The sequence below is a fragment of the Galbibacter marinus genome (assembly GCF_000300875.1).
Taxonomy (GTDB): Bacteria; Bacteroidota; Bacteroidia; order Flavobacteriales; family Flavobacteriaceae; genus Galbibacter; species Galbibacter marinus.
This window is the reverse complement of sequence record NZ_AMSG01000004.1, coordinates 20,407-32,417: the sequence shown is the minus strand read 5'-3', so window position 1 is coordinate 32,417 and position 12,011 is coordinate 20,407. Positions and strand designations below refer to the sequence as shown.

Sequence of the window (12,011 nt, the reverse complement as noted above, 5' to 3'; positions counted from 1 at the left end):
TAAATCTTAAAATCCTAGTTCTTTTTTAACCTCAGCTAAAAGATCTTTACCATCAGCTAAGATTACTCCAGAACCACTAGAGGCATCTAGAACATAATCAAAACCTTGTGCTTTACCAACTTTTAAGATAGCAGCATTCGCCTTTTCTAGAATTGGTTTTAATAGCTCCATTTCTTTTTGACTAAGCTCTTGTTGTGCTTGTTGTTGCGCTTGCATGATGTTTTGTTGCATTCCCTCAACCTCCTGAGCACGTTTTTGGTTCTCTTCTTGAGATTGTGTAGCAGCTTCAGACTGATATGTCTTCATTTTACTTTGAAGCGCTTGATAGCTTGCATCAATATCAGTCTTATATGTTCCTTGTAGTTTTTGTAATTCTGCTTGTGCAGCCTTCATCTCCGGCATATCCTGTACCAATTGCTGTACATCAATATGAGCTACTTTACTCTGTGCGCTAGCAAAACCTACTGAACCTATGGCCAATACAACTGCAATTACTAATGTTTTAAACTGTTTCATGGTTTTTAAAAATTTCTAAATTGTTTTACTTATTAATTAACTGTCAACGCCCTAGTCGTTTCCCTTTTAGTTTGAATTCTTTCTCTCTTCTATGAGCTTTGCTCTTTCTTCTAATTTTTCTTGTCTTTTAGCTTCTCTTTCCTCTAACATCTTCTTTCTTCGCTCTTCATAGGCTTTTTTACGCGCCTCAATTTCTTTTAATTTATCAGCACGTCTTTGCTCAATCTCCGCTGCCCTATCCTCTTTCTTTTGTTCATAGGCTTGTTGACGCTCTAAAAGCTCAGGATCTGGCTCTACTTCTTCGTACTTTTCCAAAGCACTATTTTCATTTACACCGCCTCTTTTTCTAGTAGCATTGATACTACGCAATACCTGATCGCTTATATCAAAACGTCTATCGGAGTACAACATAACAACATCAGCAGACTTATCAAAAACAAAATCAAATTTTTTATTGGCTGCAATTTCCTGAACCGCATTGAAAACTTGATCCTGTATTGGCTTGACCAATTGACTACGCTGACGCACTAAATCACCCTGGGGTCCAAACCTATCTTGCTGATAGTCCTTCATTTGAAGTTCCAAGGCATTAATTTCATCCTCGCGCTCCTGTATGAGCTCCTTAGTAAGTAGCACCTTCTCTGCCGCAAGATCACTTCTCATTTGCGCGATACTTGCCTTTTGCTCCTCTACCTCAACCTTCCACTTTTGAACTCTCTTGGCTAATTGTTCGTTAGCCGTTTGGTATTCTTGAACACTCTCAAGGATATAATCCATATCCACATATCCAATACGAACACCTCTTTGAGCATTTACACAAAAGCTCCCAATAGATAATAACAATACTAAAAGAACGGTAGTTGGTTTCATGGTTTTAGGTTTAATTACATACAGAATACGAAGAAACTAAAAAAAATTTATATATCAAGTATCCATTGTACTACTTCCCCCAAAAAACAACAACTACTTATATATAGAAAATATCGTGCCAAAATTTAAAACTGCTGCCCAATTATAAAGTGCGTTTGCCATCCACTTGGCTCAACCTCTCCTGGAATTGGATCAAATCCATATCCAAAGTCGATTCCCAATAGTCCAAAGGCTGGCATAAAAATACGCACCCCAAGGCCTGCAGATCTTTTTAAATTAAACGGATTGTATTGATTAAAGGTGTCATAGGCTGAACCTCCTTCGACAAATGTCAATCCATAAATAGATGCTGTTGGTTTTAAAGTAATCGGGTATCTAAGTTCCAAAGAGAACTTATTATACACTGTAGAACCATCAATACCTGATAAGGATTGATTCGGATATCCTCTTAAAGAAATATTATCCCTTCCATCTAGTGTATAATTCCCTAAACCATCTCCTCCTAAGAAGAAACGCTCAAAGGGTATCACACCTCTCTCATCATTATAGGCACCTAAGAACCCAAATTCGATTCCTGTTTTCAAAACCAATTTAGCTACAATATTGGTATACCAGTTTCCAGAAAACTTAACTTTATAGAATTCTTGCAATTTATACTTTTCCTGATCAATTTTAGGTTGATCTGGCACCACCTGATTCTGAGAATTGATCATTTGGAACTCAGGATCATTCTCTAAATTCCCATAATCAATATTATTAAACAACGAATATGGTGGACTGAGCTTTAAGCTAATATTCCACTCTGATCCTCCCATCGGGAAAATTGGATTCACATAAGTGTTATTTCGACTTAGCTGAATTGTGTATGCAAAGTTGTGAGAATACCCATTTCCAAAAGTAAACAACGAAGTGTTGTAATTTTGAAGATCATAGTGCTGGTAGCTCAAGGCATGAGATAACTGGAAGTGATCATCAGGCCAACGCAATCTTTTGGCAAGACCAACTGTAGCACCCGTGATTACAAAACGTTGATCCTTATCAGCATCTCCCGTTCTTGGGTTATATCTAAATTGTAATGTTCTTGATATAGAAGTAGAAAACTGAACTGGCTTCTTCCCTCCTAACCAAGGCTCTACAAAAGAGAAACTATAGGTTTGGAAGAATCTACTTGCTTGTAAACGAAGTGACAATCTTTGACCATCACCCATTGGAACAGGTTTGTATTCTTCTCCGTTAAAGATATTTTTAATAGAAAAGTTATTAAAAGAAAGTCCTACAGTTCCGATGAATCCACCACCACCGTAACCACCCTGAAGTTCGATCTGGCTGGATCCTTTTTCCGTCAAGGCATAGTTAATTCCTACAGTACCAGCCTCTGGATTGGCATCTTTGATCTCAGGATTAATTGTTTCAGGATCAAAGAATCCTAACTGTCCTAATTCTCGGATGGTTCGAACAACATTCTCTTTGGAATACAACTGTCCAGGACGTGTTCTAAGTTCTCTATAAATTACATGGTCATTGGTTCTCTCATTTCCAGAAACACTCACTTCTTGGAAATAAGCCAATTTACCTTCAACAATACGCACTTCAAAATCGATCGTATCATTTTTTGCAGAAACCTCTACTGGGTTAATTTGTGAGAACAAATACCCATTATTTTGGTATAAGTTTGCAATAGTGTTACCATCAGGCTTGGTGTTATCCTCAATTCGTTTGTCGAATAAAACACCATTGTATACATCTCCTTTTTTAAGCCCTAGGATTCTTCCTAATTGCTGGTCTGAATAAGCTGTATTACCTACAAAGTCGATTTCTCCGAAGTAATATTTATCACCTTCCTGTAGGGTAATGTCTATGTCAATAGTTTTTTCATTTTGACGAACAACTGTATCAGTTATAATACGCGCATCACGGTAACCGTTTTCTTTATATGTGTCAATCACAGAGGTTAAATCAGCTTCAAAATCTTCTGGAATAAATTTCGATTTTTTCCAAAAACGACCGAACACCTTCTGCTTGGTATTTTTCATGGACTTTCTGAGCTTCCTATCACTTAGCATTTCATTACCGTGAAACTCAATATTACCAACTTTTACTTTTTCACCCCTATCAATTGCTACGACCATTTTTACCTCATTACTGGTTTCAACAGTATCGGATTTAATGGTGTTGATATTCACCTTAGTATTTAAGAAACCTTCCTTTTTATATTTATTAGTAAGGTAGCTTTTGGTATTGGCAAGAAAACCTTCAGTTACTTTTTTACCTTTTTTAAGATCTGCCTCTTCAATAAGGTCATCAATCTTTCTTTCTTTAATACCAGTTACCTTTACATCAGCTAGAACGGGAAGCTCAACAACACTTATTTCAAGAAATATCTTATCGCCTTCAATCTTAGTTTTGTAGATGTTGATGTCACTAAATAAATTAAGTCCCCAAAGCTTACTAATCACATCGCTGATTTGCTCTCCCGGAACAGTAATCTTTTGTCCAATTCTCCATCCTGTGTAACTAATAACACTCTGGTCGTTATAAGTCTCTACTCCAGTAACATCAATACCTCCGAGAATGTATTCCTCTCCCTTATCAAAGGTAGTATCCTGTGCACTTGCGTATTTCGTAAAAATTAGTAGTAATAAAAGGATACCCAAATATCGCTTCAACATGATATTCTTAGTTAAGTTGTTCGCTTGTTTTTCCAAATCTACGTTCTCTGTTTTGATAATTTACAATTGCCTCACACAAGTGTTCTCTGGTAAAGTCTGGCCAAAGTGTATCGGTGAAGTACAATTCCGCATAAGCTATCTGCCAAAGTAAAAAATTACTTATCCTGCACTCTCCACTTGTTCTGATCAACAAGTCCACATCTGGCAAATCATGCGTGTAAAGATGATTATTAATAATCGATTCATCAATAGAATCGGGAGAAATTATATTATTTTTAACTTTAGTACTTATCTGTACTATGGCATTTTTTAGTTCTTCTCTAGACCCGTAACTAAGCGCCAAGGTGAGTGTCATTTTTGAATTGTCCTTGGTTTTTCCTATCACTTCCAACAATTCCTTTTGGGCTAAAGATGGTAGACTTTCAAGGCTTCCAATGGCCCTAAGTTTAATATTATTTTTAATCAGGGTATTTAACTCTTTCTTTAAAGAAGACACCAAAAGGCGCATCAGAGTTTCGACCTCTAGCTTTGGCCTACTCCAATTCTCGGTAGAAAAGGTGTATAAGGTTAAATTTTCGATGCCCAAGGATCCGCAGGCTTCAACTATTTTCTTTACCGTTTTAGCCCCATGCTCATGGCCAAAAACCCTAAGCTTCCCTTTTTGTTTGGCCCAACGCCCATTGCCATCCATAATTATAGCAATATGCTTTGGTAAATTATCTTTATTAATTATATCTTCATTCATTATTGATCAATCAAAAACAGCTATAACACGATTCCTTTCCGAATGTATAGGTTAAGGTAATCCCAGAGAAAACATACCAGTCATCACTTAAAACGTTACCAAACCTCACCTTAGTGTCATCGCTTGGGTAACTCCCGTCCAAATTATCGGTAAAGGTATAACGCACCCCTACTTCGGCTCCTAATACAAATCGTGTATTAATCTTTGCTTTCACCCCCAAGGCCATCGGGATGGCAAAAGTAATTTTATTTTTGTCTACTAGAGCACTTTTATCACCATTATTTCCATTTTGGAAGTTCAACTCGTCGTAGTACAAATTTTCATACCACAATACTGCTCCACCACCATAAATATAAGGTGTCACGGATCTTGAAAATGGACCTAGATCAAACTCCCAAAAATTAAACTCCATTCCCAAAGCACCTTCAATTACATTATTCGAAAAATTTAATCCTCGTTTAAATCGTCCGTATGTATCAGCATCTTTATCCGAGGCACGTAATTGTGAAGCAGTAACGGATGCCCTATAGGCATATCGCTCACTGACATTCCATTTAAAAACACCTCCAACGGCTAAACTATTGGGGTTTATATACCATGAAGATCCGACATCACCGATATAATTACTCCCTCCAACAAATCCGCCAATCTCAAACATCTGAGCGCTTGACAAGCTTGTGGTCAGCATAAATAGTATGGCTAAGTTTCTAAAGTTCATACCTTTCAAAGTTTGCAAATATATACATTCTGATATTTTATAAGCAGTAAGTCGCTATTTATATGCTATAAAAATATCATGGTTTGGTTAATAATGTTAATCAAGGGCTATTAATTACGTCTATCTTCTCCCCAGAGCAGTTTCTGTCTAAGGGTCTTCAAGAAACTCTCATCTTTTAACTGTATCAATTTAATATTAAAGGGTGCCTGCTCTATAAAAACTTCGGTATCATTCCTTAAAGTCGCAATGCGTGAATCCAAAGATATCAAATATTGATCTACTCTTCCAGAGACTCTTAATTTCACTTTTGTTTTATCTGGAATTACCAGAGGACGTGCATTTAAGTTATGTGGTGCGATAGGCGTTAATACGAAAGCATCCGTACTTGGAGCAATCACAGGTCCATTACAACTCAGCGAATACCCTGTTGAACCTGTAGGAGTGGCAAGAATAAGTCCATCCGCCCAGTATGAAGTCAAATATTCATCATCAAGCCAAGTCTCGATCGTGATCATGGAAGTTGTGTTTTTACGAACTACCGTAACCTCGTTGAGTGCAAAATTCACTACTGTTTGATCCTCAATACTGCCATTACTGGTACTTACCTGTAATAAGGCACGCTGTTCCACCTCGTACTTGCGCTCAAGTAATTCTTCCATGGCTTTCTCTACGTCATCCTTTTGAACTGTCGCTAAGAAGCCAAGTCGACCTGTATTAATCCCTAGGATCGGTATATTAAGATCTCTGACATAAAGCACAGTACTTAGCATAGTTCCGTCCCCTCCAACACTTAGAAAGACATCAAATGTATCATCGAGGTCCTCAAAACCAGAAAAAGTCTCATAAGTCTGTTCCACTTTAAGAAACTTTCCGAGTTGCTTCAAATAATTGGCCTCAATATGAACCTCTATATTATTTTTTCGAAGAATGTTAAGCAGGTTGGTGACACAGTCTTTGGAATCCTCCTTATAATATTGCCCGTAAATACCTATTTTCATTTAGTCGATGTTGTTTAACACAAGCGTTATTATAATTATATTTCAAGAAATTTATTCAAATAATCCGATCGCTCCTTAAGTCCTTCAACATAGGAATCCTCCTCAATACCTACTACGATTTTATAACTATACCTTCTAAAGGTTTGGATAATTTCAGAAAGACCACTGCCCCCTACTTTCATGGTGATTTGAGTGATATCATCCTTATCATCTGAAATAAATGCCCCCAATAGTTTTGCATTGTTACTTTCGACAATTTGAGAAACTTCACTAAAGGAATAATCCTTATGCCCTTTCTCTACAATTAACACCCCACCTGGTTCATTTAAAAAAGGTGTTTCTTTAAATAAACTCATAATATCGATCAGTTCATAATAACCAATATAGTTGTTGTGCTCGTCAAGTACTGGCATCACATTAGCGTTGAACTTAGCAAAAGCTTCTAAGACATCAATCCAATTGGTGGTTTTGCGCACAAAAAACAGATCTAAGGCGTATAAATAATCACTCATCCGCTTATCTGGATCAAAACCTTGCACATCATCCTCCGAAATAAGACCGAGTAATTTGTGATCCTCTACTAGTGGAATATGCGTATTAGTACAGACAGAGAACATTCCAAGCACCATTTTCACCGGATAATTCGGCAACAATGGCAACACGTCGTTATTTATATAGGAATGTAAATTCATCGCAATAGTATTGAAATGCAAATTAATGATTTTCTGTTTAAATATAGCAGGCTTTAGTTTGTATTTTAAAGTTTTCAAACAAATGTCCTTACGAGCCTTTTTAAAGATTTTAAGAAGATTAGCCTCTAGGGCAATTACAGGCTATTTAATTATTCTATTAGGCCAGAGTCACCAAATAAATCGCAGCTTCTAAAATAGACAAGTAACTAAATTTAGAACCTTAAAACTTCAATATTTGAAAGCATAAATACAAATTAAGGGCAATATAGCTCGACACATTCCAACTCTATCAATCGAAGTCACCTTCAAAGCACATGATAAATACGACATCAAATCATATTTTTAAGTATCTTCGCATTCCATATTTTAATGTCTAAAACACCTTTTAACTAGAGTACTTTACATAGAAGAATATCCTTATGACTAAGTTAAGCGTTAACATCAACAAAATAGCAACCCTTCGTAATTCAAGAGGAGGAAATGTACCTGACCTTTTAAAAGTAGCCCGCGACATTGAGTCTTTTGGAGCACAAGGAATTACGGTCCACCCAAGACCAGATGAACGTCATATCCGATATCAAGATACAAGAGACCTTCCTGGGGTAATAACCACAGAATTTAATATCGAAGGAAACCCTATTGATAGTTTTATCAAATTAGTTTTGGAAGTAAAGCCTGCACAGGTCACTTTGGTTCCAGATGCAGAAGATGCCATTACATCAAATGCAGGTTGGGACACCGTAAAGCACAAAGATTATTTAACTGAAATCATTAAGGAGTTTAAACAAAACAACATTCGAACATCTATTTTTGTAGATCCTGATGTTACCATGGTTCAAGGAGCAGCACAAACAGGGACTGATCGCATTGAACTCTATACAGAAGGTTATGCAGCTGCCTTTGAAAAAGGAGATAAAACTGCCATCAAGCCTTATATTGATGCTGCTAATATAGCAGCAGAAGTCGGGTTAGGTTTAAACGCAGGTCACGATTTGAACTTGGAAAACACTGCTTTCTTTAAACAAAACATCCCTAACCTATTAGAGGTCTCAATAGGTCATGCACTTATCGCAGAATCCTTATATCTCGGATTGGAAAATGTCATTCAAATGTATCTGCATCGCTTGAAGTAATTTATATCCTAATGATGGTGTTTCGATACATTGAAAAATCGCCTTATTTAGCTTGAGCAAATGTTCTTAAAGTAGCTGTTCTGCACAAAAGCTGCTTAGTCAATACATTTTATGGCACCTACAAATATGAAATTACCAAGGAAAAATGGAACCTACTATATAACCTCTAAAACTATAACGTTTGTAAAATTACCATGTTTACTTTGGACCTTCATGCTACCAATTTGACCCTCCGCGTTAACCTATTATTGTAGTCAAAAAATGATACATCCAAACAAATCATTTTTCTATTAATTTTAAGCAACCATTTACAAGCAAATCCATCTTTAATAGCTTATTGTTAAAAAAGTTATGTCGGACATCAAACTTAATTGGAAGCGCAACTTCGGGATCATATGGGCAGGGCAGTTCATGTCCCTAATCAGTAGTTCCCTTGTAAACTTTGCGATCATTATCTGGCTAAGCCTTGAGACTGGATCTGCGGAGGTGTTAGCCTATGCAGCTATCGCTGCCTTGCTACCACAGTCCATTATAGGGTTATTTTCGGGTGTTTTCGTCGATCGTTGGGACCGTAGAAAAACAATGATTTTCTCCGATGGCTTTATAGCATGTTGCACCTTAATCATAGCACTATTATTCCATTACGGGAACGCTTCCTTGTGGCTAATCTACACCCTATTAGCATTTAGATCCGCGGGATCAGCTTTCCACATGCCTGCAATGCAGGCCGCAGTTCCAATGCTAGCTCCCAAATCTGAATTACTGAGAGTTGCTGGCATCAATCAAATTATCCAATCGGTTTCCAATATAGCAGGACCAGCACTTGGAGCCTTGGCTATAGGATTTATGGATATCGCGTATGTGATGTATATTGATATTATAGGAGCAGTATTTGCAATAGCCTCCTTATTACTAGTTAAAATACCACACCCTAAACAAGAAAAGCAAACCTCCACTGGAAGTAGACAACTCTTTGCGGATATGCAATTAGGGTTAAAAGCGATCACCTCAAATAAAGGAATTTCACTCTTGTTTTTGTTTTCCGTCCTGGCCACCATTTGTATTATGCCTATAGCTGTATTGTTTCCTCTGATGACTTTAGAACATTATAACGGTGAGGCATTCCACATGAGTATAGTTGAGGCAAGCTGGGGTGTAGGCATGCTAATTGGAGGCGGTGTTCTAGGTGTATTAAAATTAAAGACAAACAAAGTTACATTAATAAATTACACCTATCTTCTGATGGGACTAGCTTTTGCTATATCAGGATTGTTACCAGCTTGGGCTTTTTGGATCTTTGTATTGTTAACTACTCTATCTGGTATCGCGGGATCGCTTTACAATGCGTGCTTTACAACCATTATACAACAGAATATCGACCCTTTACTTTTAGGAAGAGTTTTCGCTATGTTTTTTAGTATCTCTTTACTTCCTTCATTAATAGGGTTGTTAGGTACAGGTTTTCTAGCAGACACCATTGGAATTAACGTCACTTTCATCATCTTAGGAACAACAATTATACTAATTGGAGTATGCTCATTTTTAAGCAAAGAAATGCTGCCATTAGGAAATCAAAGTGAACTAGATGATTCACCAGCTTAAGTGACATCTTTACTCAAGACATGGCGTCCCACCGTCCTCAGAGTAGGCCACATACCCACCTTCAAGGTTAGTGATATTTTCAAAACCTAACTCCTGAAGCAGAGTTGCTGCACTTTCACTTCGCTTGCCAGTTCTACAATACAGATACACTGGAGTTGATTTGGGTAGTTTTTCAATATGTTCTTTAAAATCCTCAGCCTTATAATCGATATTTAAAGCATCACAAAGATGACCCTGGTCAAACTCCTCGGCTGTTCTTACATCGATCAAAATAGCATGCTCGCTTTGATTTCCCTCCCAGGTAGAAATAGGAGCAGATTTAAACTGCGCACTCATCAAAGCACTTGTAAGTAAAAATGTCAATAAGACTAGATTTCTCATTGTTATCTAATTTAATTCTTTACAAAGGTAGTATTTAAACTTTTTATTTTACATTTGATGGAAACTTTCACAACCGTGCCAAAACACAAGTTAAATCCTTCTAAATGGGTTGATCTCTATGCAGACTACCTATTCAATTACACAATTTCCAGAGTAAATGATACCATCATCGCTGAAGATTTGGTACAAGATACTTTTTTGGCCGGCTTAAAATCCGCAGAAAATTTCAAAGGGGAAGCAGCAGAACGAACTTGGCTTATTTCCATTTTAAAAAGAAAAATTATCGACCACTACCGAAAAATCAATTCCAACAAAGGAAAGGCAGAGGTCAAGATGGATTTAAACTTTGATGGTGAGCAGGAAGGTTCTTGGCTCGAACAAAAAGTAGCTGATACCTATGACCTAAACGCAGAGGACGCAATACAAAATAAAGAACTAGGATTAGCCATTCAAGATTGTTTAACAAAACTTCCAAAAAAACAAGCGGAAGTCTTTATCAAGAAAACCATTCAGGGCATGGAGACGGAAGATATTTGTAAAGAATTGAATATCACAGCGTCTAACCTATGGGTAATCATCCATAGAGCAAGAACCACCTTAATGGAGTGCTTGGAAAATAATTGGTATAAAAATGAGTAAAAAAAAGAACACGCTTTTGGTCTCCTGTGAGCAGGCAAAACATATTTGTGACAAGATGCAGTATGGAGAAGCGACTCTTCTCGAACGATTAAAACTAAGGTTTCGAATCATGTGGTGTAAAGCCACCAAGTCCTACTCTAAAAAGAACTCTGATTTAACTCAACTTTGCAAAGAAGCAAAAATCAAGACCCTAGACAAAGAAAAGAAAGTTGAGATGAAGCGAAAAATTGATGGTTTCTCCTAAAACAATAATAACCCCAACCACCAAAGAATCGAGATTCCCTCAACAAAAAAACTAGCAAAATATCTAGATTGATTTTCTCTAGTAAAGGCCAAGGCTAAAAGTAGCATTAAGGCAACGGCCCACTCCACATACAGACTATTTGTATTTAAATCGGATTTCAACAACCCAAATACAACAAAAAATACCAACAACACCATACCAAATAAGCGCGAACCACTAACACCAAAAACTTGAGGTATGGTTATTAAATTGGGTTCATCATACTTAAGATCTCTTATTTCAAAAGGAACCATCAGGGCAAGAATAAACAAAAAGCGCTGCACCAAATCGATTAGTACATCTGAGGTTATCGGCACATCATTATTTAAAAGTGGCAACAACAGCGTGGAGGCTGACCAGGTTAAACTAACCACAAAGGCCTTAATACCTTTTAAACTTCTAAGATTTTTTTTAGTTGTCATGGAAGGCACCACATATAAAAAAGCGACAAGAACCAAGGCCGCTGTCACCAAAATCGTTCTTAAATTCAACTGACTCACATAATATATGGCAATAAGAGCACATGAAAAACTAAAAAACTGTATTAATTTCAGATATTTCTGTCTTACAAAAAGATAATGCTTCGCCAAAGAGGCGTATTTGATAAAGCCATATTCTACTATGGTTCCAAAAAACAAGGCTAAGGATATAGGTTCATCATAAGGAAGGTCGTACTCCAACAAGGTCACCTGAACTAGTGCATACACGCCCAAGGCCACATGTATATTAGCATCCAGATAAAAGTTGAACATCTTTTTTAACCAT

13 protein-coding genes are annotated in these 12,011 nt (G+C 37.0%); 4 read left to right on the top strand and 9 right to left on the bottom strand.

What is annotated here, in order from left to right; translation table 11 throughout:
• Positions 1–6: 6 nt before the first annotated feature.
• The 7 genes from I215_RS04785 to I215_RS04755 form a co-directional block, all read right to left on the bottom strand.
• The gene (locus tag I215_RS04785; RefSeq protein WP_008990830.1) at positions 7–516 is read right to left on the bottom strand and encodes an OmpH family outer membrane protein; all 510 of its coding nucleotides are present in this window, start codon (positions 514–516) and stop codon (positions 7–9) included.
• Positions 517–582: 66 nt separating this feature from the next.
• The gene (locus tag I215_RS04780) at positions 583–1,386 is read right to left on the bottom strand and encodes an OmpH family outer membrane protein (RefSeq protein WP_008990829.1); all 804 of its coding nucleotides are present in this window, start codon (positions 1,384–1,386) and stop codon (positions 583–585) included.
• A gap of 125 nt (positions 1,387–1,511) precedes the next feature.
• Positions 1,512–4,055: a BamA/OMP85 family outer membrane protein gene (locus tag I215_RS04775; protein WP_051009166.1), complete on the bottom strand. Its 2,544-nt coding sequence runs from the start codon at positions 4,053–4,055 to the stop codon at positions 1,512–1,514.
• Positions 4,056–4,062: 7 nt separating this feature from the next.
• Positions 4,063–4,800, bottom strand: coding sequence for an isoprenyl transferase (locus I215_RS04770; RefSeq protein WP_008990827.1), 738 nt, complete (start codon positions 4,798–4,800; stop codon positions 4,063–4,065).
• A 10-nt stretch (positions 4,801–4,810) separates the two neighbouring features.
• Positions 4,811–5,518, bottom strand: coding sequence for a type IX secretion system protein PorG (gene porG, locus I215_RS04765; RefSeq protein WP_008990826.1), 708 nt, complete (start codon positions 5,516–5,518; stop codon positions 4,811–4,813).
• A 110-nt stretch (positions 5,519–5,628) separates the two neighbouring features.
• Positions 5,629–6,516 (bottom strand): NAD kinase, encoded by an 888-nt coding sequence (locus I215_RS04760; RefSeq protein ID WP_008990825.1) that lies wholly within the window; start codon positions 6,514–6,516, stop codon positions 5,629–5,631.
• A 35-nt stretch (positions 6,517–6,551) separates the two neighbouring features.
• Positions 6,552–7,208: a CBS domain-containing protein gene (locus tag I215_RS04755; protein WP_040459872.1), complete on the bottom strand. Its 657-nt coding sequence runs from the start codon at positions 7,206–7,208 to the stop codon at positions 6,552–6,554.
• A gap of 419 nt (positions 7,209–7,627) precedes the next feature.
• On the opposite strand from I215_RS04755, the gene I215_RS04750 reads away from it, so the two are divergent.
• Both I215_RS04750 and I215_RS04745 read left to right on the top strand, forming a co-directional pair.
• Positions 7,628–8,341 (top strand): pyridoxine 5'-phosphate synthase, encoded by a 714-nt coding sequence (locus I215_RS04750; RefSeq protein WP_008990823.1) that lies wholly within the window; start codon positions 7,628–7,630, stop codon positions 8,339–8,341.
• A 351-nt stretch (positions 8,342–8,692) separates the two neighbouring features.
• The gene (locus I215_RS04745) at positions 8,693–9,943 is read left to right on the top strand and encodes an MFS transporter (RefSeq protein WP_008990822.1); all 1,251 of its coding nucleotides are present in this window, start codon (positions 8,693–8,695) and stop codon (positions 9,941–9,943) included.
• 9 nt (positions 9,944–9,952) lie between these two features.
• On the opposite strand, the gene I215_RS04740 is transcribed toward I215_RS04745, so the two are convergent.
• On the bottom strand, positions 9,953–10,324 hold the full coding sequence (locus I215_RS04740) for a rhodanese-like domain-containing protein (RefSeq protein WP_040459861.1): 372 nt from the start codon (positions 10,322–10,324) through the stop codon (positions 9,953–9,955).
• A 75-nt stretch (positions 10,325–10,399) separates the two neighbouring features.
• On the opposite strand from I215_RS04740, the gene I215_RS04735 reads away from it, so the two are divergent.
• Both I215_RS04735 and I215_RS04730 read left to right on the top strand, forming a co-directional pair.
• On the top strand, positions 10,400–10,963 hold the full coding sequence (locus I215_RS04735) for a sigma-70 family RNA polymerase sigma factor (protein ID WP_008990820.1): 564 nt from the start codon (positions 10,400–10,402) through the stop codon (positions 10,961–10,963).
• Positions 10,956–11,207 (top strand): hypothetical protein, encoded by a 252-nt coding sequence (locus tag I215_RS04730; protein ID WP_008990819.1) that lies wholly within the window; start codon positions 10,956–10,958, stop codon positions 11,205–11,207. The genes I215_RS04735 and I215_RS04730 overlap by 8 nt, the downstream gene beginning before the upstream one ends.
• On the opposite strand, the gene I215_RS04725 is transcribed toward I215_RS04730, so the two are convergent.
• Positions 11,204–11,998 (bottom strand): UbiA prenyltransferase family protein, encoded by a 795-nt coding sequence (locus I215_RS04725; RefSeq protein ID WP_237738926.1) that lies wholly within the window; start codon positions 11,996–11,998, stop codon positions 11,204–11,206. The genes I215_RS04730 and I215_RS04725 overlap by 4 nt on opposite strands.
• Positions 11,999–12,011 lie beyond the last annotated feature (13 nt).

What these genes read in the sequence shown, in the direction of transcription:
- I215_RS04785 (WP_008990830.1), bottom strand. Translation starts at nt 516, where the DNA reads ATGAAACAGTTTAAAACATTAGTAATTGCAGTTGTATTGGCCATAGGT.
- I215_RS04780 (WP_008990829.1), bottom strand. Translation starts at nt 1,386, where the DNA reads ATGAAACCAACTACCGTTCTTTTAGTATTGTTATTATCTATTGGGAGC.
- I215_RS04775 (WP_051009166.1), bottom strand. Translation starts at nt 4,055, where the DNA reads ATGTTGAAGCGATATTTGGGTATCCTTTTATTACTACTAATTTTTACG.
- I215_RS04770 (WP_008990827.1), bottom strand. Translation starts at nt 4,800, where the DNA reads ATGAATGAAGATATAATTAATAAAGATAATTTACCAAAGCATATTGCT.
- porG (WP_008990826.1), bottom strand. Translation starts at nt 5,518, where the DNA reads ATGAACTTTAGAAACTTAGCCATACTATTTATGCTGACCACAAGCTTG.
- I215_RS04760 (WP_008990825.1), bottom strand. Translation starts at nt 6,516, where the DNA reads ATGAAAATAGGTATTTACGGGCAATATTATAAGGAGGATTCCAAAGAC.
- I215_RS04755 (WP_040459872.1), bottom strand. Translation starts at nt 7,208, where the DNA reads ATGAATTTACATTCCTATATAAATAACGACGTGTTGCCATTGTTGCCG.
- I215_RS04750 (WP_008990823.1), top strand. Translation starts at nt 7,628, where the DNA reads ATGACTAAGTTAAGCGTTAACATCAACAAAATAGCAACCCTTCGTAAT.
- I215_RS04745 (WP_008990822.1), top strand. Translation starts at nt 8,693, where the DNA reads ATGTCGGACATCAAACTTAATTGGAAGCGCAACTTCGGGATCATATGG.
- I215_RS04740 (WP_040459861.1), bottom strand. Translation starts at nt 10,324, where the DNA reads ATGAGAAATCTAGTCTTATTGACATTTTTACTTACAAGTGCTTTGATG.
- I215_RS04730 (WP_008990819.1), top strand. Translation starts at nt 10,956, where the DNA reads ATGAGTAAAAAAAAGAACACGCTTTTGGTCTCCTGTGAGCAGGCAAAA.
- I215_RS04725 (WP_237738926.1), bottom strand. Translation starts at nt 11,998, where the DNA reads ATGTTCAACTTTTATCTGGATGCTAATATACATGTGGCCTTGGGCGTG.